Below are 24,410 nucleotides of genomic sequence, written 5' to 3'. Positions count from 1 at the left end.
TGAAAAAGGCGATCTTGAGATCGCCTTTTTTGTGCCTGCAATCGCGGGTTACGAGCGGAGCCGAATTTCGTCGTCTTGTTCCGACACCTGCACCTGCTGCCCAAGCTTGCCGCCCAGTATGGCCTGCGCCAGAGGATTTTCCAGCTGGGTCTGAATCACGCGTTTGAGCGGACGGGCACCGTAGACCGGGTCGAAACCTTGATCAGCCAGCTTGTCGATGACGCTGTCATCAACGCTCAATGCGATATCACGTTCTGCCAGCCGTTTGACGACGATATCGATCTGGCTCTGGGCGATCGCGCGGATATGTGCCTTCTCCAGCTTGTGGAAGACCACAGCTTCATCGATGCGGTTGATGAACTCGGGGCGGAAGTGCTGTGCAACCACTTCCATGACGGCATCGCGCATGTCCTCGTAGCTGGCTTCACCGCTCAGATCCTGAATCAGTTGTGAACCGAGATTGGAGGTCATCACGATGACCGTGTTCTTGAAGTCCACCGTGCGGCCCTGGCCATCCGTCAGGCGACCATCATCCAGCACCTGCAAGAGTATGTTGAACACGTCACTGTGGGCTTTCTCGACCTCGTCCAGCAGGATCACCGAGTAGGGTTTGCGGCGGACCGCTTCAGTCAGGTAACCGCCCTGCTCATAGCCAACGTAACCGGGCGGTGCGCCGATCAGGCGCGCTACCGAATGTTTCTCCATGAATTCCGACATGTCGATGCGAACCATCGATTCTTCGGTGTCGAACAGGAATTCGGCCAGCGATTTGCACAGCTCGGTCTTGCCCACGCCGGTCGGGCCCAGGAACAGGAAGGAGCCGATTGGGCGGTTGGGATCGGAGAGGCCGGCACGCGAGCGTCGAATGGCATTCGACACGGCTGTTACAGCGGCATCCTGGCCGACCACGCGAGCGTGCAACACATCTTCCATGCGCAGCAGCTTGTCGCGTTCACCCTCCATCAGCTTGGACACCGGAATTCCGGTCCATTTGGCCACCACTTCGGCAACCTCGTCGTCGGTCACACGGTTGCGCAACAGACTTGGCGCGCTGGGTTGGTCGTGCTGCTGCGCCTGAGCCAGACGGTTCTCAAGCTCCGGGATACGGCCGTATTGCAGTTCAGACATGCGCGACAGATCGCCGGCGCGCTGCGCCTGCTCCAGCTCAACGCGGGCCTGTTCCAGCGCTTCCTTGACGCTTTGCGAATCGAGCACGCTGGCCTTTTCCGCTTTCCACACCTCTTCCAGATCGCTGTACTCGCGCTCCAGGTCGGCAATGTCGTCCTGCAAGGCCTGCAGGCGCTCGCGGGCGGCACTGTCGGTCTCCTTTTTCAGTGCTTCGGCTTCGATCTTGAGCTGAATCATGCGCCGTTCCAGGCGGTCCATGGCTTCCGGTTTGGAATCGATTTCCATGCGGATGCGTGAGGCCGCTTCGTCGATCAGGTCGATGGCCTTGTCAGGCAGCTGGCGGTCCGTGATGTAACGGTGTGACAGGCGCGCCGCCGCGATGATCGCATCGTCGCTGATGTCGACCCCGTGGTGGACTTCGTAGCGTTCCTTGAGCCCGCGCAGAATAGCGACGGTGTCTTCCACGCTGGGCTCCTCGACCAGCACTTTCTGAAAGCGCCGCTCGAGCGCCGCATCCTTTTCGATGTGCTGGCGGTATTCGTTGAGCGTGGTCGCGCCGACACAGTGCAGCTCACCGCGGGCCAGGGCGGGCTTGAGCATGTTGCCCGCGTCCATTGCGCCTTCGGCCTTGCCGGCGCCAACCATGGTGTGAATTTCGTCGATGAACAGGATGACATTGCCGTCCTGCTTGGCCAGGTCGTTGAGCACGGCCTTGAGACGTTCCTCGAATTCACCGCGGTATTTGGCGCCGGCGATCAGCGCGCCCATGTCCAGCGACAGCAGGCGTTTGCCCTTGAGGTTTTCCGGCACCTCGCCATTGACGATGCGCTGGGCCAGGCCTTCAGCGATGGCGGTCTTGCCAACGCCGGGTTCGCCGATCAGTGCCGGGTTGTTCTTGGTTCGGCGTGATAGAACTTGGATGACGCGGCGAATTTCCTCGTCGCGTCCGATGACCGGATCCAGCGCGCCGGCTTCTGCGCGTTGGGTCAGGTCCAGGGTGTACTTCTCCAGAGCCTGGCGCTGGCCTTCGGCGTCCTGACTGTCCACGTTCTGGCCGCCGCGCATCTGTTCGATGGCCTGTTCCAGAACTTCAGGGGTCATGCCGGCGCGGCGCAGTGTCTGACTGACCGGCTGGTCGGTGCTGACTGCAGCGAGCAGGAACAGCTCGCTGGAGATGTACTGATCACCGCGTTTTTGTGCCTGCTTGTCGGCCAAATTGAGGAGTTTGGCTGTGTTGTTGGCCAGGCCGACTTCGCCGGTGGCCTGCCCGATGGTGGGTAGGGCATCCAGCGCGCCGTTGAGCTGTTCCTGGATCGCGCGCACATTCACGCCGATACGGTTGAGCAGGGGGCGGGTGGTGCCGTGTTCCTGGTTGAGCAGGGCCACAAGCACATGCGCCGGTTCTATGTGGGCGTGATCTTTTCCGACGGCGAGGCTCTGGGCGTCGGCCAGGGCGGCCTGGAATTGGCTGGTGAGTTTGTCCATTCGCATTGATGTATCTCCGGTGGTTTGCGAACCACGTCAATGCATCAGCAAATGGGGGTGACTGGATGGTGCTTCAAGGCAGGCCGCGGCGAGACGGGGCGCAAGAGGGCCGCGCGCCCTGCGGGCACGCAGCTTTCTTACACCCGATCGAGGTCGTCGAACCAGCTGTCGTTGGCGTTCAAACGTTCCAGTTCGCGCTGCTCTCGCATGCGTTCTACATCGCGCCAACAGCGCCGCGTGCGGCTCGACCGCGCGCTCAACCGAGCGTTGTCCACGTCCGTGTCCGACGCGTTGCTCTCGTCGTCGAAATCCACGAAATCGTCGTCTTCGTCACTCATGAATTAGCACTCCAAACCAAGCTTTCAGCTCGCGCGTCGAGCTTGAAATTCGAAGTATCACCAAAACGTGAAAAAAGGGAAGAGGTGCTGCACAGAATCCTAATGAGCCGTGATTGCCGGGCTTTGAAGGGGCCGTTAGGGCGTACAAAAAAGCCTGAATTGACGGGGGTTTATGTCCGCTTATCGAGGTTGAGCCCGACGGTCTGACCGGTTGTCATTTGGATATGGTTGCGGGCGAGTACCGAGGTTGCATGCGCGATTCTTTTTTTTGCCCGGCCCGGTGGGTATCATCTCGAAGCAACGGGGCGGTAGCTCAGCTGGGAGAGCGTCGCGTTCGCAATGCGAAGGTCGGGAGTTCGATCCTCCTCCGCTCCACCATTTGAATCCGGCCTCCATCAAGAGGTCGCATGAATTCGGGGCTATAGCTCAGCAGGATAGAGCAGCCGCCTCCTAAGCGGCAGGTCGCAGGTTCGACTCCTGCTAGTCCCACCATTTGCATGCTGGTTTATCAGGCCGTCTCAATCCGGCAAATAAGGCAGATCGCGTGTCGTCGGGCTCAGCCGATGACAGATGGCGTGCCACACCTGTGGGTTGACCCCAAGGCCAAGATGGCTTCCTCGCACCTCGATGTTCTCGGTGTTTGGGCCGGTTGGTTCGCAGCTTGCGCGCCAGTTGACGATGCCGTCGCTGCGTGTGTAGATCGCGGTGCAGCGGACCGGTGGTGGCTGGTAGCGCTCCGGGTTGTGTCCGGGTTTGGGGCCGGGCTTGCGGTTGATCAGGCTGAATAGGGTGTCCAGGGTGGTGGCTTGCCCGCCTGCCAGAGGACTGCCCAAGGACATCACATGAGCGATGTTGCCAGGCTGTTTGCGGGCCAGCTCGCGCGCAATGACGCCGCCCAGGCTCCAGCCGATCAGCGCGAGCTTGTGTTGATGTTTTTCATGAAGCGTGCTGATCAATCTCAGCAGTGCTGCCGTCATGCCGGATTTCAGGCCCATGTTGCGGCCTTGCGCCCAGTCATATGGGACAAAGCCCTGCGCTTTCAAAAGCTTGCGCAATGGGGTGGTGCTTTTGGCACTTTGGCCAAAGCCAGGTATCACCAGGACGGGGATGCCTTGCCCTTGCGGCCATTCGGGATGCGCCTGCGCATGGGGTTTGCGCAACCATTCGATCAGAGCCCTGCTTTCCCCTGGCAGTTGAAGCCACGGCGGTTGCCAGTTTGAGGGTGAGTCGGCCACGTACTACTTCCTCAAAATGCCGCGATGTTGCAGTACCAGTACGATCAGCATCAGCACGACGCCTGCGCCGGTGATCCACTTGGCTTGCTCGAACTCTTCGCGTGCCTTGCGTTGTGGTTCCACAAAGGTGGAGGTGATTTCCGCACGAATCTCGATCTTGCGTTGTGCCTCCTGGTCCGGGTTCAGGGGTTCGGCCTGGCCTGCGCGCATCTGGTCCAGCGCATAGTTGAGCTCAACGGCGCGTTCAAGATCTTGCGGGGTCCATTGCTCGAGATTTTTGAGCTCGTTACCGCGCAGGATCATGATCGTCAGGCCGATGCATACGAGCAGCGCCGGCAAGACGCGAGGGTTGCTGAACAGCATGGTGGTCCCGTTATGAAGTGATTGAGATTGCCCTAGGGGCGGAAATCCATCGAAAGCAGCGCTGTGACGGGGTCAAGCGCGTCGGCTTCGGGTTTGATGTTGACCGCTTCCAGATGATCCACAAGGGCAAACACAAAAGTTGAATCGTTCAGTTCGCTGGCGATAATTTCGATGTCGGCCACTTCGCCCCAGGGCTGCAGTTTGATCTGGAAAGTGATGCGCCCCTGCGTTGCGGGGTGTTCGCGCAGATGAACGGCGAACTGTTCGTCCAGCCGCGATTTGGCCCGCGTGAATGCGCTGTTGACCTCATCTACGTTCCAGCCGTGAAAAGCCAGTCGATCTGTGTCTACCTGCAATACGAACCCATTCGGGCGCAATCGCGACCACGCCTCCATGCTGTATTTCACACGCAGATCAGGTGTCGGTTCTGGTGTTGCCTGCGCGGCTGCCCGGCGCGAGGTCTGTTGGGCTGGGGCGGGGCGGGCAGCGATTTCGGTGTTTTCGGTGGCCTGATCTGTGCTTTCGGCCTGCGGTTCGATTTGCGCGTAAACGTCATCTGCGTTGGAGAAATATCCCCCGGTGTACTCGCGCAGGAAATACAGCGCGCCAGCGATCACCAGCAACACGATAATAAGTCCGCGAATGATCGGAAGATCCTGTCGGCTTTCCTTGGTGTGCCAGCTGCCCGCAACAGTTCGGTTGCCGCGTGGCTTGAGCTTTGGCTTGTATTCGCGTCCAGGCAGCTTGCGCAGCCAGCTGTCGGCATTCTTCTGGCCAAGGCCGCAGATCAATATGCCCGTGACCCAGATAGGAAACAGCAACAACCCGGGAATGATGAAGACCAGCCAGTGCAGGCCTGAGGCCATGCCAGGTGGGATCATCAGCGCTGTGGCGCTGACCAGTAGCAGATTGAAGCTCCAGGCGGCGCGCTTGGTCCAGCGCATGGGGTTAGGCCAGGCTTTGCTCAGGACCTGCGTCTGGCGCATTTGGGACATACGGCTAAGCAAGTAGATTGCCGCTGCGCGTCCTTCCTGGGCATTGGCTTGCGCCATGGCGGCATCATTCAGGCGGCTGTCGGGTTGCCCGCTGACCAACTCGGCCACGCCTTGCTTGAGCAGGGTGCTGGTTTCATCGTGGCCACCCCATTGGATGTGACCGGTGGCATGTGAGCGGTGCAGCACGGCGCCTAGTACGGCGCCAATCAGGCCGAGCGTTGGCACCAGCCAGGCCAGTGGCAGCAGCAAGACATGGATGGTTGGAATCTGCGTGCTGCCAAACTGCAGCAAGGCGGCGAGCAAGGGGGCGATCGCACAGGCGCCGACTATGGCTCCCCGTTCGATGTAAACAATCCTGCGCAGCATGGACGTGGCGTTTCCCGCTCTGACTAAGCCACCAATAATGCTTGAAATGGCGCGACCATGAAAGTCATCAACTGCAGGGCAGGGCGAAGGCTGGGCGGGGTGCCGGTGGGTTCACGGCAAAAGCTGGGAGTTGGTCGGGGTGAGAGGATTTGAACCTCCGACTTCCACCTCCCGAAGATGGCGCTCTACCAAGCTGAGCTACACCCCGACGTCAAAACTTCAGTACGCGCGTTTCGCGGAAAATGTTGCCAAATTCTGCATCGCATCCTTGAACGGACTGGCGTCCAGAGGCTCCAGCGCATCAATGGCAGACTGGGCGGACGCTTCAGCGCGGCGCGCAGTGTACGTGATTGCATCGCTGGCTTCAATGCTTTTCATCACGATGTCCAGATGTTCGTGTCCGCCGCTGATGATGGCCTGGCGAAGTTGCTCGCGAACGCCGGGTTCAGCGCGCTGCATGGCGATGATCACAGGCAGGGTTGTTTTTCCCTCGGCCAGATCGTCGCCGATGTTCTTACCAGTGGTGGCGGCATCGGCCTGGTAGTCGAGGCAGTCATCAACCAGTTGAAACGCGATGCCCAGATGGCGGCCGTACGCCGCAAGGGCCTCGATGACGGTGTCTGATGCGCCACTGATCATGGCTGCACAGCGCCCCGAAGCCTCGAACAGCACTGCGGTTTTGCGCTCGATAACGTCGTTATAGACCGCTTCGGTGATGTCCGGGTTATGGCAGTTCATCAGCTGCAGCACTTCGCCTTCGGCGATGCGGTTGGTGGTGTCGGCCAGAACATTCAGTACGCGCATGTCACGCAGCTCGATCATCATCTGAAAGGCGCGTGAGTAGAGAAAGTCCCCGGTCAGCACGCTGGCCTCATTGCCCCACAGGGCATTGGCCGTTGGGTTGCCGCGCCGCAGATCGGAATGATCCACCACATCATCGTGCAGCAGGGTGGCGGTGTGGATGAATTCGATGACGGCGGCCAGCAGGTGCGCTTCGGCTGAACGGTTATTCAGAGCGCGCGCCGCGAGCAGCGCCAGCGCGGGGCGCAGGCGTTTACCGCCGCTGGCGATGATGTGTTCCCCGAGCTGGTTGATCAGCACGACGTCTGACGACAGGCGGTCGCGAATCAGGCTGTCCACCGCTTGCATGTCAACGTGGATGGGGGAAAGAATACGCTCTGGGGTCATGATCTGATGTTTGGCGGCGGGCGAATCGGGCGCGGCGCTAAGCCGCGCGGCCGTGTCGTGGACGGGCTGCGCATTTTTGCAGAACTGAGCGGTAAAATCTGCATTGACCCCCGCGCGGAATAACGCTATATTTCCGCTTCTTTGTGCGCTGATTTGAGTAAGCATCCCATGTACGCTGTGATTGAAACGGGTGGCAAGCAATACCGTGTCGCCCAGGACGACGTGATTCGCGTTGAGAAACTGGCCGTCGCCGAAGGTGATTCGATCACCATCGATCGCGTGCTGATGGTGGGTGAAGGCGCTGACACGAAGGTCGGCTCGCCGGTCGTCGAGGGCAGCAAAGTTGTCGCCGCCGTGGAAGCACACGGTCGTGGCGACAAGGTCACCATCATCAAGTTCCGCCGTCGTCAGAAATACCGCCGCAAGCAGGGTCATCGTCAGGATTACACCCAGCTGCGCATCACCGAAATTGTGGCCTAAGGCCCCAACCTCGAAACGGACAGTTATTAATGGCTCATAAAAAAGCTGGCGGCAGTACTCGTAACGGCCGCGATTCAGAATCCAAACGCCTTGGCGTGAAGCGCTTCGGTGGCGAACAGGTCACTGGTGGCAGCATCATCGTGCGCCAGCGTGGCAGTGCCTTCCGGGCTGGCAAGAATGCCGGCATGGGCAAGGACTACACCATTTTTGCCAAGGTCGATGGTCGCGTGGTTTTTGAAACCAAGGGTCCGGAAAAGCGCAAATACGTGAGTATTGTTGCTGAGTAAAGCCGACCACATGCAGGATTGAGGAAAGCCTCGTCATTGTGACGGGGCTTTTTTGTGTATGAAATTTGTTGATGAAGCCACGATTCGAGTCGAAGCCGGCAACGGCGGTAGCGGTGTGGTCAGCTTTCGGCGTGAGAAATACATTCCCTTCGGCGGTCCCGATGGCGGCGACGGCGGTGATGGTGGTGATGTGTTTCTGGTCGGCGAGAGCGGCTTGACCACGCTGAGCGATTTTCGTGTGCAGCGAAAATTCAGGGCCGAAAACGGTCAGCCCGGGCGCGGCGGCAATTGTCGCGGCAAGTCCGGTGGTGATTGCTATGTGCCGGTACCGCTGGGCACGCTGGTTTATGACGATGAAACGGATGAGCTGATCGGTGACGTGGTCAAGGCCGAGCAAACGCTGATGGTGGCCAAGGGTGGCTATCACGGTATCGGCAATGCGCGTTACAAGAGCAGCACCAACCGCGCGCCGCGACAGAGTACGCCGGGCACCCCGGGCGAGCAACGTTTGCTGAGGCTGGAGCTTCAGCTGCTGGCTGACGTCGGCTTGCTGGGCTTGCCCAATGCCGGTAAGTCCACCTTCCTGTCGGCTGTTTCGGCGGCGCGGCCGAAGATTGCCGATTACCCCTTCACCACGCTGGTTCCGCAGTTGGGCATCGTCTCGGTTGGCGCAGCGCAGAGCTTCTCGCTGGTCGATGTGCCCGGTCTTATTGCCGGAGCGGCGCAGGGTGCGGGGTTGGGGATTCAGTTCCTCAAGCATCTCAGTCGCACACGCCTGTTGCTGCATCTGGTTGACGTGGCGCCGCTGGACGAGCAGAGCGTGGATGCGCAAATGCAGCAGGTGGCTCATGAACTGGGCGAATTTTCTGACGAGTTGCTGCAGCGTGAGCGCTGGCTGGTGCTGAACAAGTGCGATTTGCTCTCGGCTGAGGCGCTGGATGAGCTGGAGGCACGTTTGCGTGCCGACCATGATCTGCCGGTTTATCGCTGTTCTGCAGCGACGGGGCAGGGTGTTGATGCGATTTCGCAGGCCTGCATGCGCTGGCTGGATGAGCAGGAAGACGAGGCTGATGAACAGGGCTGATCTGGCCTCGCGGCGCCGCTGGGTTATCAAGATCGGCAGCTCGTTGCTGACCGACAATGGTCAGGCGGTGGCGGCCAGTGCCGTTGCGCGCTGGGTTGCGCAGATCGCGGCCTTGCGTGCGCGCGGTGTGGAAGTGGTGGTGGTGTCGTCCGGTGCGGTGGCTGCCGGTATGTTGCGCCTGGGGCTGGGTCAGAGACCTGACAACCTGTCGCAATTGCAGGCCGCGGCTGCGGTTGGGCAGTTGGACATCGCCAGTCTGTGGGATCGTGCGCTGGCTGTGCATCAGATCAATGCCGCCCAGGTCCTGCTCACACATGAAGATGCCGCAGACCGTCAGCGTTACCTCAATGCGCGTAACACCTTGCGTGCGCTGTTGGATTGGGGCGTGGTGCCGGTGATCAACGAGAATGACACGGTTGCCAGTGACGAAATCCGCTTTGGCGACAACGATACGCTGGCGGCGGTTGCGGTAGACCTGTGCTCGGCGGATTTGCTGGTCATTCTGACCGACCAGCAGGGTATCTATTCTTCAGACCCGCGCTTCGATCCGCAGGCCGAATTGATTGGCGATGCATCGATTGATGATGAGCGGCTGGTCGCGGCTGCCGGCGGCAGCGGCGGTACGCTGGGGCGCGGTGGTATGAAAACCAAGCTGCAGGCGGCGCAGATTGCGGCGCGCAGCGGGGTTTCGACGGTGATCGCCGGCGGCAGTCTGGATGAGGTGCTGGTGGCTGTTGCGGATGGTCATCCGGTCGGGACCTGCCTGTGGGCTGGCGAGGATGGGCGCATGACCGCGCGCAAGCGCTGGATTGCGGCGCAGCGCCGCGCGGTTGGCAAGTTGTGGCTGGATGACGGTGCGCGCGAAGCGCTGCTGGACAAAGGGCGCAGTCTGCTGCCGGTGGGTGTGACCTCGGTCGAAGGGCGGTTCGCGCCTGGCGATCTGGTCCACTGCGTGGACGCAAGCGGGCAGGTTATCGCGCGTGGCTTGAGCAATTACGACAGCGAGGATGCGCGGCGTTTGTGCGGCGTGACATCGACCCAGATCAATCAGGTGCTCGGGCGCCCGGGTGAGCCCGAGCTGGTTCATCGCAATAACCTGATTCTGGGGGCTTGATAGCAGACACAAAAAAGCCGCCCCAGGGCGGCTTTTTATCGGCTGGTGTAATTACGCCAGCGCTTTGATCTTGGCGCGCAGGCGGCTTTTGTGCCGTGCGGCTTTGTTCTTGTGCAGCAGACCGCGCCCAGCATAACGGTCAAGCAGAGACTCGCAAGTCTGCATGGCTTTGCTGGCGTCATCCTTGTTGCCGGCCTGCACGGCTTTAAGCACGGTCTTGATCGAGGTGCGAAAACGCGAGCGCTGGCTCATGTTGAGTTGGCGGCGATCTTCGGCCTGACGGGCGCGCTTGGCTGCTTGAGGAGAGTTTGCCACGTGTGTGTCTACTTAAAAGCTAAAGGGAGTGAAGCCCGCGAATTATAGAGAAATGGATCGCGCTGTCAATCGGCGTTATGATTTCGCCTTTCCGCCCCCGTAAATTCCTGTCCTGATGTCTCGCGCGCTGGTTAAGTCGAGTTCGGTTGTCGGCGGTATGACGCTGATTTCCCGTGTGCTGGGCTTCGTGCGCGACATGATGCTAGCCATACTGTTTGGGGCTTCGGCGGGCATGGACGCCTTTCTGGTGGCGTTCAAGATTCCCAATTTTATGCGCCGCCTGTTTGCCGAAGGGGCGTTCTCCCAATCCTTTGTGCCGGTGCTGGCAGAGACCCGGCATCAGGGCACACAGGAGAATGTGCGTCAGCTGGTTGCCGATGTGTCCGGCACCCTGGCCGGTTTCCTCAGTCTTTTGACGCTGCTGGGCATTCTTGCTGCACCGCTGATTGTGTTGCTGTTTGCGCCCGGTTTTGCCGACGATCCGGGCAAGTTCGAGCTGACCGCCAACATGCTGCGCATCACCTTCCCGTATCTGTTGTTCATCGCACTGACGGCGATGGCAGGCGCGGTGCTGAATACTTACGGCAACTTCGCGCTGCCGGCGATAGCACCGGCTTTTCTGAACATCAGTCTGATCGCCTGTGCGCTCTGGATTGCGCCGCGTCTGGAGCAACCTATATATGCCCTGGCCATCGGGGTGTTTATTGCCGGCCTGGTGCAGTTGGTGTTGCAGCTGCCTGCTGTTGCGCGCCTGGGGTTGCTGCCACGTCCGCGCTGGGCCTGGAGCAGTCCGCCGGTGCGGCGCATCATACGCCTGATGTTGCCGATCATTTTCGGTTCCAGCGTGGCGCAGATCGCCTTGTTGTTGGATACGATTTTGGCGTCCTTGCTGATTTCGGGCAGCGTTAGCTGGTTGTATTACTCGGATCGGTTGATGGAATTCCCGCTCGGCATATTCACCATTGCTATTGCTACGGTGATTCTGCCCAGTCTGTCGCGTCAGCACGCCGAGAAGAATGCGCGCAGTTTCAGTGCCACGTTGGACTGGGCCTTGCGTCTGATACTGCTGATCTGCCTGCCCAGTGCGGTCGGTCTGTTTTTGTTGGCCGGGCCGTTGCTGGCCACGCTGTTTCAGTACGCCGCGTTTACACCGCATGATGTGGACATGAGCCGCGTCAGCCTGATGGCGTATGCGTTTGGGCTGGTTGGGTTCAGTCTGGTCAAAATTGCGGCGCCGGGTTATTTCTCACGCCAGGACACCGCAACGCCGGTGCGCATCGGTATCGTCGCGTTGTGTATTGGCATGAGTTTTAATGTCGCCGGTGTGCTCCTGGCCCTGCATCTGAAGTGGGCAGCGCCGCACGCGGTGTTGGCCGTGGGCACCTCGCTCGGGGCCTTTATCAACGCGGGCTTGTTGTTACGCGGCCTGGTCCGCAGCGGGGTTTACGCAACGCAATTGTCTTGGTTTAAGGAGCTGGGCCGGCTGCTGCTCGGCTGTGCGGTCATGGCTGTCGTGCTTGGCTTGATGGCGCCGCCGCTGTCCTGGTGGTACGAGGCTTCCGCAGCTGCACGCGCCGCTCAGCTTGCACAGGTCGTGATGGCAGGGGCTCTGGCATACTTCGTCACCCTGTGGCTGGTTGGTGTGCGGCCGCGTCACGTCTTGCGCAGCGAAACATCGCTGTGACAACCCGTTGCTGCTAAAGCTCGCCGTATCGCCGCCCCGCCCATGATTCAGCTTAATTCCCGGTTCATGCAACAAGCACTTTCTTCAGGTTTCGGTTTGGCGCGGTTGCCGTGCGCTTTCGGCAGGAGGCTACTCGCGTGCGCGTGATCCGCGGTCTGAGCAATATCCAGGCGGCCGATCGTGGTGCGGTGGTGACGCTGGGCAATTTTGACGGCGTGCATCTGGGCCACCAGGCTTTGCTTGAACAGCTCCGGCGGGCGGCTCCTGAAGCACCTCGTTGCCTGGTTTGCTTTGAGCCTCAGCCGCTGGAATACCTGCGGCCGGATCTTGCACCCGTACGCTTGCAGTCATTGTCCGAGAAGCTGCGTTTCCTGCGCGCTCAAGGGTTGGAGCAGGTTCTGGTGCTGCGTTTCGATCAGGCGCTGGCCAGCATGCCGCCGCAGACCTTTGTGACCAAGGTGCTGGTCGAAGGTTTGGGCGCTTGCTGTGTGGTCATCGGTGACGACTGGCGTTTTGGTCATCAGCGTGCAGGTGACGTGAATTTGCTCAAGGCCATGGCGGCGCAGGGTGGCTATCGTGTGGAGCAGCTCGACACGGTGGCGCAGGCCCGGCGCCGTATCAGCAGCACGCGGGTGCGTGAAGCTTTGCAAGCCGGGGATCTGGCCGATGTGCAAGGTTGTCTGGGCAGGAACTTTCGGCTGCGGGGGCGGGTCATTCATGGCCAGAAGCTGGGGCGCAAACTTGGCGCGCCGACGGCCAATGTGGCGCTGCGAAGCCCGAGCCCGTTGCGTCACGGTGTTTACTGTGTGCGTTTGGATGGTTTACCCGGGGTGGCCAACATCGGTGTGAGGCCGACCATTGGTGGCGATGCGGAGCATCTTGAAGTCCATCTGCTGGAGGGCCACCATGAACTTTACGATCACATCGTCACGGTCGAATTCGAGGCGTTTCTGAGGCCTGAGCAGGCTTTCGCCGACCTGCAGCAGCTGCAGCAGGCGATTGCTGCGGATGTGGCTCAGGCGCAACAACATTTTCAACAGGACATCGCGTGAAATTCCGATTCAGCAACCCCTACTGGCTGTGGCTGTCCCTGCTGGTGATCGTGCTTGATCAGGTCAGCAAGCAACTGATCTTGCGCAACCTCGACTGGTACGACGTGGTGCCGGTGATGAGCAATCTGAATTTCACCCATCTGCGCAATACCGGTGCGGCCTTTTCCAGCTTCAGCCAGCTGCCGCCGTGGGCCTTCGTGCTGCTGGGCTGTGCGGTAAGTGTTGGCATTCTGATCTGGTTGCGGCGCAATCTGTATGGGCATCAGCTGGTCGCCGTGGCCATGTGTCTGATTCTCGGTGGCGCCGTGGGCAACATCATTGATCGTGTGCGCCACGGCTATGTCGTCGATTTCATTGATGTTTACGTTGGTCAGTGGCACTACGCCGCGTTCAACGTGGCCGACATGGCCATTTCAGCCGGGGCGGTGTTCTTGATTCTGGATATGTTGCTGGACTGGTGGCGTCAGAGTCGCAAGACGACAACGGAGAGCAAACATGGAAATTAAGCTGGCCAATCCGCGTGGTTTCTGCGCTGGTGTTGATCGCGCGATTGAGATCGTTGAACGTGCCCTGGAACGTCTGGAGCCGCCGATTTATGTGCGCCATGAAGTGGTCCATAACCGCTTCGTGGTCGACAACCTGAAGAAGAAAGGCGCCATCTTCGTTGAGGAGGTGGCTGATATTCCGGAGGGGGCAACCTGCATTTTCTCTGCCCACGGGGTGTCTCAGCAGGTCCGAGAAGACGCCAAGGCGCGCAAGCTGACGGTGTTTGACGCGACCTGCCCGCTGGTTACCAAGGTGCACATGGAAGTTCTGCGCTACTCGCGTGAGGGGCGTGACGTGGTCCTGATCGGGCACGCTGGGCACCCGGAAGTGGAGGGCACCATGGGCCAGTTCGACCTGACCCATGGCGCGCGCGTGCATCTGGTTGAGAAGCCTGCGGATGTGGCTACCCTGGCCGTGACTGACCCGGATCGTCTGGCCTATGTCACCCAGACCACGCTGTCCGTGGATGACACGGCCGTGATCATTCAGACCCTGCGTGAGCGGTTCCCCAAAATCACCGGGCCGCGCAAAGATGACATCTGCTACGCCACGCAAAATCGTCAGGACGCGGTGCGTGGTTTGGCCCGAGAGTGCGAGGTGGTGCTGGTGGTGGGTTCAACCAACAGTTCCAACTCCAACCGTTTGCGTGAACTGGCCGCGCTGCAGGGAGCCAAGGCCTATCTGATTGATGGTGCCAGCGACATTGACGCGGCCTGGCTGAGTGGCTGTCAGGCGGTTGGTGTGACAGCCGGTGCTTCAGCGCCGGAAACCCTGGTTCTGGAAGTCGTGGAGCGCCTCAAACAGTTGGGCGGGCAGTGTGCGACCGAGCTTCCCGGGCGCGAGGAAACGATCACTTTCTCACTGCCCAAGGCCTTGGCGCAGAACTGAGACCAGCGGTTCTGATTTAGCGGCGCTGACCGTTCGTCGGCGCGCTGCGTAGTCCGGTCGGAATGACCCCGCGCTTGCGAGATTTCAGCTGTATAACGTCAGCTGGAGGAATCGCGAATGAAGCAACACGGGTTTACATTGCTGGAACTGATGATTGTGGTGGTGATCATCGCCATCACGGCGTCAGTCGGCGTTCCGAGTTTTCGGGACACCATCCGTAACCAGCGCATCTCAACGCTCTCGAATGAGCTGCTGACATCTGTGTCGCAGGCTCGGGCTGCAGCTATTCAGCAGAACACCAATGTCGTGGTCTGCATGTCAAAGAATCCGGACGCTAACCCGCCCGTGTGCGAAGACACCAAGGACTGGTCTGCGGGCTGGGTGGTGCTGGCCGACAGCAACCGGGATGGTGCGTTTGAAAACAAGCTTTCTGACGTGCGCATCAGCCACCCCAACATGATCGTCAAAACCAATGGTGCTGGACAGGTTCAGTTTGCACGAACCGGTCTTCCAGTCGGTTTCAATAACGCCACATACAGTATCTGTGACGAGCGCAAAGCGGATACCGGTCATCTCAAGGATATGCGGACCTTGGTGATCAGTGCGTCCGGACGGGCCAAAGTGGAAATTCCTGAGAGCGGAGAGCTGGGATGTTGAGGAATATCAAGGCCAGCCATGGCTTTTCACTGGTCGAATTGCTGGTTGCTCTGATCGTATTGTCGATCGGCTTCGCAGGATATGCAGCGCTGCAGCTGGTCGGTGTGCGTTCGGTGGAAGATTCCTACCAGCGCAGTCAGATGACCATGCTGGTCGAAGAGATGGCAGAACGCATGCGAGCCAACCGTGGCGCGTTCGGTTTGATCACGGCGGGTGTTAGCGAGTATCACGGGTTTGATTATCTGCAAGGTGACGATCTGTGTGCGTCTGCAGCGGGTCTGGGCGATACGGTGATTGACGCCCTGCGTTGTGAGGAAGACAACAATCTTGCTGCGCAAAACTGTAACCCCCAACAGATGGCGCAATACGACGTCGCTCGCGTCTACTGCGGCTACGAATTTGCCGATGGTCAGTGGAGCGGTGGTGTGATCGAAGTTTCCGACGGGGCGCGTTTGCAGGTCTCATGCAACACCTTGCCAGCGCCAGCGCCTCTGGCGTGCCCTACCGGAACGCCGCATACGATTACCGGAACCTGGCAAACCGCGGAAACTGATCGCAATGATGCCGAGGACCAGGATGGTGACGGCAACAATCTCACCATGACCCAGACCGTTTCAATTGTGGTGACGCCATGAACGGACCCTTCCGCACTGTGAAGCAGCAAGGCGTCACGCTGGTGGAACTCATGATCGCGCTGACGTTGGGCGCCGTTGTGATTGCCGGTGTGGTTCAGATCTTTCTGAGTGGGCAACAGTCGTACCGGCTGCAACGTGGGCTTGGGCTGGTCCAGGACAACGGACGTACGGCGGTGTTTTTCCTGCACCGTGGACTGCGTATCGCCGGTTTGCCGCGTGAAGGTGGCCCGGGGATATTGCAGGGCATTGTGTGGGCAAACGATGACTCCGGGGCGCCGGCCACACGAGACGGTGTCAATCAAAACGACCCTGATGTCGTCACAGTGATGTATCAGTCTGCAACCAATTGCTTGGGGCAGCGCACTGACAGCTACCCGGCGGCACAACTGATGCAGGATCCGGCGGGCAATTTCTATACCAAAGATCAGTATTTCATTGGTCCGTCAACGGTGGGTGAGGCTCAGCTGAGCCTGCGTTGTCGTGCACTGGGTCTGGATAACCAGCAGGTTGAAGCACGCACCGCTGCCCTGGTGGATGGCATTGAAGATATCCAGTTCCTGTATGGCGTAGACCTGCTTGATGCGGCAGGGGTTGCCGCCACCCCGACCACGCGTGATTTCCAGATCGAGCGTTACATGTCCGCCACTGCGATCAATGCGTTGGCCAATCCCGCAGCCGCCTGGGACAGCGTGGTGTCAATTCGTTTCGCGGTGCTCTCCACCTCGTTGAATAACGCCTTGGATGAGCCAGCCGACACCCAGTTCAAATTGCTGGATGACGAGACCAGAGCGGCTTTCGATGATCGGATTTTCCGGCGCGTCTTTCGTTCAACTGTAGAAGTTCGGAACAGCACACCATGATGACAATCGTTCGCCTTCCAGGTCGCCAGCATGGCGCCGCGCTTATTGTGGGCTTGCTGCTCCTGATCGTGGTCACGCTGGTTGCGATCTCCGGCATCAAGTCGACGAGTATCCAGACCGCGATTTCGACCAATATGCAAGAGCGCATGCTGACCTATCAGACCGCAGAAAGTTTGATCCGTCAGATCGTCAATGAGGCCAATGATCCGGCGCCTCCGGCAGCGGGTACGCCGCATATTCTCAATGACGCCATACAGAAATCCTTGCTCGCCGTACCCGAAACGGTACCGCGGACCATCGGGCAGGCGCCCACGGGTGTGAATGCGGATGCGACCGTGGCTTTCCTGGGTGACGGCAAAGCACTCGGCTACAGCATCGGTGGTAATGCGACTGGATTCGTTTATCTGGTCGACAGCATCAGCAACATGCCAGCGGCGAATACGCAAACAAACAATCAGCAGGGCCTCATGCGAATTGGCCCGGCAGCATCGAATTAGAAGGCGGAGGTGCAGATATGACACACAGCACTCACACAGTACATGGCGTAAAGGGGCGTTTGGCCCACTTTACTGCGGCCGCAATTACGGTGGCCTCAGCAGCCTGGTCCGGATCTGTTATCGCGGATGACACGGAAGTGTTTTTCCCGCCAGTCGATGTGACAGACAATCAAACCGTCCGCCCGAATATCATGTTCATCATGGACACCTCGGGTTCCATGAATGGGACGGACGGGAAATCCAAAGACCGCCTTGAGCGGGTACAGGATGCCCTGGTTCAGCTGCTACAGCAGATGAACCAGAATGTGAATGTTGGCCTTATGCGTCTGTCCGACGATGAGGGTGGCCCGGTGCTTTGGCCGGTTTCACACATTGAGGCCTCCGCTGCGGGGGTTGAAAAGCTGGGCAGTTGTTCCGTGGCAGATACTGGCGGTGGTAGCACGCGCCCGCCGATTGTTGGCTACGCCGAAGATTCTGGTGAGTGGGCATTCGAGCTCAAGACTTCCGGGACTGTGGTTGTCAACGATGCAGTCCTGGTGGCTGGCGGTGCCAGCGGCGGTACCGGTGTTGGTGGCGGGGCTTCGACCACTATTGGCCCGCTGTTCCCCACCAATCGTTACGACGACGATGAGGACGAGAACGATTCGAGTGGTGATGCCAGCGAGTACTACACCAGCGATGATGATCTTGATCTTGGTGACGTCGATTCGGGTGTGCGTTTCCCCAGCGTAGCGATTCCGCAGGGGGCAACGATTGTCGATGCCCGAGTCACCTTCGCTCAGACCGACTACAACGGTCAGCATCAGAGCAATACGGACATCGACATTTATGCCCATGATGTTGATAATTCATCCCGCATCAACGGAGGGTGGAATTTCGACAACCTGTTCAACAACAGGACCTCAGAGCGGGTCGACTGGGTTGGCAATGGCGTGTTTGTCGACAATGGGCGTGATGCCATCATCAGCACACCGAATCTTGCCCCTGTGCTTCAGGAAATCGTCGACCGGCCGGGCTGGCAGGATGGCAATGCGCTGACCTTGCTTTTTGATGCGGATGGCGGCCATTTTTCGGTGTGGTCATATGATGGAAGTGGTAACTCGCAAAGTCGCAGACCCGCGCTGACCATCAGCTACTCAACTGGTCCCATAGTCTCGGAGCCGGCGATGGCTGGTCTGCGCTTCAACGGGGTTAACATTCCGCAAGGCACGACGGTGAGCTCGGCAACCTTGACCGTTACACCCGCGGGCACCGAGGTCGGCACCGCCGACATGACGCTTTATGGCGAGAAATCCGACAATTCGGCTGAATTTGCCGCGACCAACAGCAATTTGTCCTCGCGTAGCAAGACGACTGAAAGTGTTGATTTTGATAGTTATGCGTGGGTAGCCGGGCAGGCGGTTGATATCGACGTCACTGACATCGTGCAGGAAATCGCCAACCAGTCTGACTGGTGTGGCGGCTCGGCGATCAGTTTCCTGGTTGACCCGGAGAGCGGCAATGCGGCAACGCGTGTTTTTGAAACGCTGTTGACCAACAGTTCCGCGTTGCCTGAATTCAATGTGACGCTGGACACCAGCGATCCACAAATTGACACGGGTTGTCAGGCTCAGAGCGTCTTCTATCAGATCGATGATGACGATGACGACGCCGAGGAAGAAAGCGGCGGCAATGTCCGTATGAGCAGTCCTGATCTGGATATTCAGGAAAACCCTTACATTGGTCTGCGCTTCAACAACATTCGTGTGCTGCAGGATGCTGAAATCCTGGATGCCCGCATCGAGTTCACTGCATTGGATGATGCGACGGCAGCCTCAGAAGTTGAGGTTTATGCCGAATTGGTCGACAACGCGGATGCGATCAAAGGCGACGATGACGAGCTGGATGATCGCTTTGACAGTGGTCACACCAATGGCGTGACCTGGACGATGGATGTATGGAACGAAGGTGACTCGTACGTGTCGCCCAATCTCAAGGATGTTGTTCAAGAGATTGTTGATCTGACGGGCTGGGAGCCCGGCAACTCGATCCTGTTCTTCATCAAGCAGAAATCAGGCAGCCGCCGCGGTGCGGTGACCTCCACATCGGCTTCGCAGGCGCCACGTTTGTCGATATTGGCGCGCGGTGGTGATCCGGATTCGGGGGCCTTGTTTGAAACAGTGCGCGAACGTTTGATCGATATCGTCGGCGATTTTGATCACGTGGGCTATACCCCGCTTGCTGAGGTTCTGACCGAGGCGGCGTACTACTACCGTGGTGAGAATGTCTTCTTCGGGCGCACGCGTGGTTCTGGTGAGTTCATTGGTCAGGGCAACTCCGGCCAGGATGATTTGCCCAGTGCGAACAAGATGAGGATCAGCCATTGTTCCACCTACACCGGCGGCGAGCAGGACAATCCAAGCGGTTGCTCGGATGACAATCCGAATGATTCTGATTGTTCCAACCAGCACATTGATGGCAATCCGGTCTACCGCACGCCGATGGATCAGGCGTGCCAGTCCAACAACATTGTGCTGCTGTCCGATGGTGAGCCGAACAACAACACCGAAAACGGCCTGATTCATCAGCTGATCGGTAAGAACTCCTGCTATGGCGCGAGCAACGGTGGTTGCGGTGTGGATTTGGCCGAGTTCCTGTTCAAGAACGATCAATCCTCGACGCTGGATGGTGACCAGACGATTACCACCTACACCATTGGTTTTGGTGATGTAGGTAGCGGTGTTTCCGGTGCCGAGTTCCTCAAGGACGTTGCATTTGCAGGTGGCGGTGACTTCTTCGAGGCCGGAGACTCCGATGATCTGGTGCAGATTTTCAAAGGGATCGTGGCAGACATTCTGGATAAGAACACGACCTTTGTGGCGCCGGCTGTCACGATCAACTCCTACAATCGTCTGAGCCATCTTGATCAGCTTTACTTTGCCCTTTTCCAGCCCAGCTCAGAGCCGTTGTGGCCGGGCAACCTGAAGCGCTTCAAGCTGAGTGGTGAAGAGGGCACGGAAGTGATTCTGGATGCCGACGGCAATGAGGCCGTTGATCCCACAACCGGGTTCTTCTATGAGGATGCCAGGAGTTATTTCTCTAGCACGGACGATGGCGGCAGCGTCACCGACGGCGGGGCTTCCGAGCATTTGACCGCCACACGCAAGGTGTACACCAATGTGGCTGGGAATAACTTGACCGACAACGGTAACCGGGTCCACCCGGACAACACCAATATCACCACGAACGCGCTGGGTGTGGATGGCGAAGCCGATGCATCGAATCTGCGTAAGCTGGTCCTCAATTGGGCGCGCGGTATTGATGTGCTGGACGAAGATTCGGATGGGTCGAAAACCGACGCACGCCATTCGCTGGGTGACCCGCTGCACTCCGAACCGGTTGTAGTGGATTACGGTGGTTCAGAGACCAATCCGGATTTGCAGATTTTCATGGGCAGCAATCAGGGCTATCTGCACGCCTTCAGCAGTCGTACGCTGCAGGAAGAATTTGCCTTCGTACCCAAGGAACTGCTTGGCAACTTCTACCCCTATTATCTGAATCGCGGCTCGCACAAGAATCGTCCATACGGTGTTGATGGCCCGATTGTGAGCACGACAACGGAATCCGGTGCCAAGATGCTGATCGTGGGTATGCGGCGTGGTGGTGCGATGTACTACGCGCTGGATATTTCGACGCGCAACCAACCCAAGGTTAAGTGGGTGATCACCCCTTCAAGCACGGGCTTCTCCGGCCTGGGGCAGTCCTGGTCAACACCGCAAATTGCCAAGGTCCAGATCGGGGCTTCGGTGAAGAAGGTTGCGATTTTCGGTGGCGGATACGATGTGGCCCAGGATACGCCTGAATCGGCGCCGATCACCGACAGCGTTGGGCAGATGGTCTACATGGTTGATCTGGACACCGGCAGTTTGATCTGGAGTGCCGGCAATCTGGCAAACAGCCCGATCCTGCCCATGACCGACATGAAAGCGAGTATTCCGGGAACGCCACGTGCGATTGACCTGGATGAAGACGATGTCATCGATCGCATGTACGTTGCAGACACCAATGGCAAGGTATTCCGCTTTGATTTCTTCAAGAAGAATACGGGTGTGACCGATATGGCCAAGGGGTATTTGTATGCCACCTTGGGTGGTAGCGATGCCGCCAACAATCGCCGTTTCTATAACGATGTCGACGCAGCATATATCCAGTTCCCGGACCAGGATCCGCTGCTGACCTTGTCGATCGGTTCCGGGTACCGCGCACACCCTCTTGAGGAGGGGGTGCAGGACCGCTTCTATGTCCTCAAGGATTACGACGTTGCGCCGGTTTCCGAGGTGATCATCGCCGCTGACTATCGCTTGCCGTACTTCCAGCGGCAGCAGGACTTCGATGTGGATCTGGACGGTTATATCGACACCGATGAGGAGAACATCACACTCGGTGCTATCAGCGAGTCCGAGCTGGTCGATGCCACGGATAATACCGAGGAAGGCCAGGTCAAGTACGGGCGCGCGCGTGGTGGCTACATCGACATGCGAGACGGTGAAAAGGTGTTGACCACGTCGCAGACCTTCTCCAACACCATCATCTTCTCGACCTTCCAACCGGGTCAAAGTACTGGCAATCCCTGTCAGGCGGGCGAGGGTATTGCGCGCACCTACTTCTTGGACGTTTTGAATCTGGGGCCGCGCCGTTTCTCGGATGATCCACCGACCAAGGACCGTGATTTCGAAATGCCACAGGGCAGCATTCCGCCAGATCCGGCGATTTTCTTCCCGCCGCGTGACGATGGTGGCCTGCCCAACGAGCCAGTCGTGTGTATTGGCCCGATGTGTTATCCCTTGGATGACACGCTGTTGACGCACAAGACGTTCTGGAGAGATTGATGAAAGGTCGATTCAGCCGTGGGTTCACCATGATTGAAATCATGATTGTGGTCGCCATCATTGGCATCCTCGCTGCCATCGCGTATCCGTCGTATACCGAGCATGTGCGCAAGACGCGGCGTGTGGATGCGCAAGGGGCGATCATGGGTCTGGCCAATGCGCTGGAGCGCTACCGCGCCAACAACGGGACTTACGCGGGTGCGGCGGTCCCTGGAATCTACCCGGATAAATCGCCACTGGATGGGAATGCCAAGTACTACTCGCTCTCGCTGGGAAACCTGACGGGCAGTACATACACGATCACGGCGTCTCGCTATGGGGATCAGTCTGCTGATCCCTGCGGCAACTTCACCTTGGATCAGAGCGGCACGCGGGGGCTGAGTGGTGCCTCTAAACCGCTGTCCTATTGTTGGCGCTAGCGCATTTACTCTCTATAATCGCCGCCCCGTGCCCGAATAGCTCAGTCGGTAGAGCAACTGATTCGTAATCAGTAGGTCGGAGGTTCGAATCCTCTTTCGGGCACCAGCTCAGTTGTCATGCAAAAAGGCCGACTTACGTCGGCCTTTTTGTTTTCAGGGTTGCAGGCGCTGATGTTGCCACTGCTTGTCTGCTTGGCGGATATAGACCATGCGGTCATGAAAGCGATGGTCCCGCCCTTGCCAGAATTCGATGCGCGAAATTGAAAGGTGGTAGCCGCCCCAGTGCGGTGGGCGGCTAACATCGGCCTGAGCAAAGCGCTGTTCCTGCTCCGCGTAGGCGGCCTCAAGGGTTTGCCGTGAATCCACAGCCTGGCTTTGCTGTGAGGCCCACGCGCCCAGCTGGCTGCCACGCGCGCGTGAGGCGAAGTACGCATCTGAATCTTCGTTCGGCAGCTTGTGGCATACGCCTTCGATTCTGATTTGTCGCATCAATTCATCCCACCAGAAGCACAGCGCAGCAGTAGGGCACTTTTCCAGCTGAACGCCTTTTCGGCTGTTGTAGTTGGTGAAGAAGCAGATGTCTTCATGCTTGAAGCCTTTGAACAACACGATGCGGCTACTGAGCCGGTTCTGCTCGTCGGCGGTGGCCAGATTCATCGCCATGGGTTCGTTGAGCGATAGCTTTGTGGCCTCATCCAGCCAGGTTTGCAGCCACTCAATAGGCGCAGATGGGGGATTATCAAATGTGCTCATGCGGAAAATACCGTTTCGATTTCACAGCGTAAGTTTTCACGGCAGATGTCAGCTTTCAAGACCGGCCACCGTTGGCTATCGGCCCAGGTGTTCTGGCACGCCTCATTTAAAGTATTCAGGTCATGTTCTGAACGCAGATACAGGCGCGCGTAGTTCAGCGGGCTTGTTTGTGCCGTGCCGGCAGCCTGCTGCAGACTGCGCAGGTTCTGTGCAATCTCGCGGATCTGGGCGGCGGTATCGCTGGGATGACGGCTGTCGGCGCCGCGAATGGCGGCTGTGCCGGAGACTAAGGTTGTGGCGCCAAGCTTCATGGCCCGGCTGAACGTTGGGCTGCGCGGTCCGTACTCTCGGGGGTAGCGATACGCTGAAGTTTGCCGTGGGTTTTCCACCGGCAAGCCGGGCTCATGTCCGGCGAGCACATGCACGCGAAGAACTTCCGTATGACCGCCGATCACGGTTGCGGCGGGAAACGCTGCTGCGGTGACCCCCAGCTCGGTGTACGCATCGTAACGGCCCAGGCAGAACTGCTTGTAGCGCTCCTGGTCACCGGCGCCGCGGTGGATGTCCGGTATCACGGCCCAGACACGCGCGACGTGGGTTTTTCCCAGACTTTGGCAGACACGATGTAAACGCAGGAAAAGCTCATGCGCCAGGCTGGAGAAGTCTGTGTCGTCGCAACAGTCTAGCTCGTAGCCGAGCCAGGCCCAGTGCGCGGAGTCTCGTATGCCAAACCCAAGTTCTTCACGTGTCTGCACTGGCGAATCCACGAACCAGCTTTCGTGGCTGGGGCCACTGAGGGGTTCTAGGCCAAGCGGCCATAGCTGAGGCGCCGATGACTGGTGTCGGGCGGTTGAATACAGCACCTGACTGAGAAGATATTCGTTAGCAGCGGGCATGGTCTCGCCAAGCCCGACGCGCAGGTGACCCGGCATCGACACACAATCGTTCATGGAATGCGCCAGTATATCGTGTTGCTGAGTCGGATCGCTTCACCTTCATGCCGTGAGATAGGTAGAATGCTCGCGCGAACCACGTTCAGACCCGCGGAGAGGTGGCAGAGTGGTTGAATGCACCGGTCTTGAAAACCGGCAAGGGTGCAAGCCCTTCGAGGGTTCGAATCCCTCTCTCTCCGCCATATACCAAAGCGCGAAACGCCGTGGTTTTCTGGGTTTT

Annotated in this window: 23 protein-coding genes and 5 tRNA genes; 18 read left to right on the top strand and 10 right to left on the bottom strand. The window is 58.8% G+C overall.

The genetic code is table 11. The features are described 5' to 3' along the window. Positions 1-48: 48 nt before the first annotated feature. Positions 49-2,613: an ATP-dependent chaperone ClpB gene (gene clpB, locus ATO7_RS03200; RefSeq protein WP_206044826.1), complete on the bottom strand. Its 2,565-nt coding sequence runs from the start codon at positions 2,611-2,613 to the stop codon at positions 49-51. 137 nt (positions 2,614-2,750) lie between these two features. Further along, positions 2,751-2,951, bottom strand: coding sequence for a hypothetical protein (locus tag ATO7_RS03195; protein WP_083559451.1), 201 nt, complete (start codon positions 2,949-2,951; stop codon positions 2,751-2,753). Positions 2,952-3,253: 302 nt separating this feature from the next. Here ATO7_RS03195 and ATO7_RS03190 point away from each other — a divergent pair. Continuing rightward, a tRNA-Ala gene (locus ATO7_RS03190) sits at positions 3,254-3,329 on the top strand. A 37-nt stretch (positions 3,330-3,366) separates the two neighbouring features. Beyond that, a tRNA-Arg gene (locus ATO7_RS03185) sits at positions 3,367-3,443 on the top strand. Between the two features lie 26 nt (positions 3,444-3,469). On the opposite strand, the gene ATO7_RS03180 is transcribed toward ATO7_RS03185, so the two are convergent. From ATO7_RS03180 to ATO7_RS03160, 5 genes are all read right to left on the bottom strand, one after another. After that, a complete protein-coding gene (locus ATO7_RS03180; protein ID WP_083559450.1) occupies positions 3,470-4,186 on the bottom strand; it encodes an esterase/lipase family protein in 717 nt (238 codons plus the stop codon). A 3-nt stretch (positions 4,187-4,189) separates the two neighbouring features. After that, entirely contained in the window at positions 4,190-4,549 is a 360-nt protein-coding gene (locus tag ATO7_RS03175) for a hypothetical protein (RefSeq protein ID WP_083559449.1), read from the bottom strand. Positions 4,550-4,581: 32 nt separating this feature from the next. Further along, positions 4,582-5,910 carry a hypothetical protein gene (locus ATO7_RS03170; protein ID WP_083559448.1) on the bottom strand — a complete coding sequence of 443 codons (1,329 nt, stop codon included), beginning with the start codon at positions 5,908-5,910 and terminating at the stop codon, positions 4,582-4,584. Positions 5,911-6,041: 131 nt separating this feature from the next. After that, a tRNA-Pro gene (locus ATO7_RS03165) sits at positions 6,042-6,118 on the bottom strand. An 11-nt stretch (positions 6,119-6,129) separates the two neighbouring features. Continuing rightward, a complete protein-coding gene (locus tag ATO7_RS03160) occupies positions 6,130-7,098 on the bottom strand; it encodes a polyprenyl synthetase family protein (protein WP_083559447.1) in 969 nt (322 codons plus the stop codon). Between the two features lie 168 nt (positions 7,099-7,266). On the opposite strand from ATO7_RS03160, the gene rplU reads away from it, so the two are divergent. Genes rplU through proB form a run of 4 tightly spaced genes read left to right on the top strand, consistent with a single transcriptional unit; the run spans position 7,267 to position 10,063 of the window. Next, complete coding sequence (gene rplU, locus ATO7_RS03155) at positions 7,267-7,578, top strand: 50S ribosomal protein L21 (protein ID WP_083559446.1); 312 nt, start codon at positions 7,267-7,269, stop codon at positions 7,576-7,578. A gap of 29 nt (positions 7,579-7,607) precedes the next feature. Then, complete coding sequence (gene rpmA, locus ATO7_RS03150; protein ID WP_083559445.1) at positions 7,608-7,865, top strand: 50S ribosomal protein L27; 258 nt, start codon at positions 7,608-7,610, stop codon at positions 7,863-7,865. Between the two features lie 58 nt (positions 7,866-7,923). Further along, entirely contained in the window at positions 7,924-8,949 is a 1,026-nt protein-coding gene (cgtA, locus tag ATO7_RS03145; RefSeq protein ID WP_083559444.1) for an Obg family GTPase CgtA, read from the top strand. After that, positions 8,936-10,063: a glutamate 5-kinase gene (gene proB / locus ATO7_RS03140; protein ID WP_146680123.1), complete on the top strand. Its 1,128-nt coding sequence runs from the start codon at positions 8,936-8,938 to the stop codon at positions 10,061-10,063. The genes cgtA and proB overlap by 14 nt, the downstream gene beginning before the upstream one ends. Before the next feature lie 51 nt (positions 10,064-10,114). Here the strand turns inward: proB and rpsT are convergent, their stop codons facing one another. Continuing rightward, positions 10,115-10,378 (bottom strand): 30S ribosomal protein S20, encoded by a 264-nt coding sequence (gene rpsT / locus ATO7_RS03135; RefSeq protein ID WP_083559442.1) that lies wholly within the window; start codon positions 10,376-10,378, stop codon positions 10,115-10,117. A gap of 115 nt (positions 10,379-10,493) precedes the next feature. Here rpsT and murJ point away from each other — a divergent pair, with 115 nt between their 5' ends. The 11 genes from murJ (at position 10,494) to ATO7_RS03080 (ending at position 22,590) form a co-directional block, all read left to right on the top strand. Further along, on the top strand, positions 10,494-12,062 hold the full coding sequence (murJ, locus tag ATO7_RS03130; protein ID WP_083559441.1) for a murein biosynthesis integral membrane protein MurJ: 1,569 nt from the start codon (positions 10,494-10,496) through the stop codon (positions 12,060-12,062). A 137-nt stretch (positions 12,063-12,199) separates the two neighbouring features. After that, on the top strand, positions 12,200-13,114 hold the full coding sequence (ribF, locus tag ATO7_RS03125) for a bifunctional riboflavin kinase/FAD synthetase (protein WP_083559440.1): 915 nt from the start codon (positions 12,200-12,202) through the stop codon (positions 13,112-13,114). Further along, the gene (gene lspA / locus ATO7_RS03120) at positions 13,111-13,620 is read left to right on the top strand and encodes a signal peptidase II (protein ID WP_083559439.1); all 510 of its coding nucleotides are present in this window, start codon (positions 13,111-13,113) and stop codon (positions 13,618-13,620) included. Before ribF ends, lspA begins: the two co-directional genes overlap by 4 nt. Beyond that, positions 13,610-14,548 (top strand): 4-hydroxy-3-methylbut-2-enyl diphosphate reductase, encoded by a 939-nt coding sequence (ispH, locus tag ATO7_RS03115; protein WP_083559438.1) that lies wholly within the window; start codon positions 13,610-13,612, stop codon positions 14,546-14,548. The genes lspA and ispH overlap by 11 nt, the downstream gene beginning before the upstream one ends. A gap of 117 nt (positions 14,549-14,665) precedes the next feature. Continuing rightward, on the top strand, positions 14,666-15,205 hold the full coding sequence (locus ATO7_RS03110) for a GspH/FimT family pseudopilin (protein WP_083559437.1): 540 nt from the start codon (positions 14,666-14,668) through the stop codon (positions 15,203-15,205). After that, on the top strand, positions 15,199-15,840 hold the full coding sequence (gene pilV / locus ATO7_RS03105) for a type IV pilus modification protein PilV (RefSeq protein WP_083559436.1): 642 nt from the start codon (positions 15,199-15,201) through the stop codon (positions 15,838-15,840). The genes ATO7_RS03110 and pilV overlap by 7 nt, the downstream gene beginning before the upstream one ends. A gap of 17 nt (positions 15,841-15,857) precedes the next feature. Then, entirely contained in the window at positions 15,858-16,700 is an 843-nt protein-coding gene (locus tag ATO7_RS03100) for a PilW family protein (RefSeq protein ID WP_206044775.1), read from the top strand. Continuing rightward, the gene (locus ATO7_RS03095) at positions 16,697-17,197 is read left to right on the top strand and encodes a PilX N-terminal domain-containing pilus assembly protein (protein ID WP_083559434.1); all 501 of its coding nucleotides are present in this window, start codon (positions 16,697-16,699) and stop codon (positions 17,195-17,197) included. The genes ATO7_RS03100 and ATO7_RS03095 overlap by 4 nt, the downstream gene beginning before the upstream one ends. 17 nt (positions 17,198-17,214) lie before the next feature. Next, entirely contained in the window at positions 17,215-22,065 is a 4,851-nt protein-coding gene (locus tag ATO7_RS03090; protein ID WP_083559433.1) for a VWA domain-containing protein, read from the top strand. Continuing rightward, the gene (locus ATO7_RS03085; RefSeq protein ID WP_083559432.1) at positions 22,065-22,484 is read left to right on the top strand and encodes a type IV pilin protein; all 420 of its coding nucleotides are present in this window, start codon (positions 22,065-22,067) and stop codon (positions 22,482-22,484) included. The genes ATO7_RS03090 and ATO7_RS03085 overlap by 1 nt, the downstream gene beginning before the upstream one ends. 30 nt (positions 22,485-22,514) lie before the next feature. Then, a tRNA-Thr gene (locus tag ATO7_RS03080) sits at positions 22,515-22,590 on the top strand. Positions 22,591-22,637: 47 nt separating this feature from the next. Here ATO7_RS03080 and pdxH read toward each other — a convergent pair. Then, positions 22,638-23,237, bottom strand: coding sequence for a pyridoxamine 5'-phosphate oxidase (gene pdxH, locus ATO7_RS03075; protein WP_083559431.1), 600 nt, complete (start codon positions 23,235-23,237; stop codon positions 22,638-22,640). Further along, positions 23,234-24,187, bottom strand: a complete 954-nt coding sequence (locus ATO7_RS03070; protein ID WP_083559430.1) for a chorismate transformation enzyme, FkbO/Hyg5 family — start codon at positions 24,185-24,187, stop codon at positions 23,234-23,236. The genes pdxH and ATO7_RS03070 overlap by 4 nt, the downstream gene beginning before the upstream one ends. Positions 24,188-24,282: 95 nt before the next feature. On the opposite strand from ATO7_RS03070, the gene ATO7_RS03065 reads away from it, so the two are divergent. Further along, positions 24,283-24,372, top strand: a tRNA-Ser gene (locus ATO7_RS03065). Positions 24,373-24,410 lie beyond the last annotated feature (38 nt).

It is taken from the genome of Oceanococcus atlanticus, assembly GCF_002088235.1.
Classification (GTDB): Bacteria; Pseudomonadota; Gammaproteobacteria; order Nevskiales; family Oceanococcaceae; genus Oceanococcus; species Oceanococcus atlanticus.
Note: the sequence above shows the minus strand (reverse complement) of the source record. Positions and strands in the feature narration are given on the sequence as shown.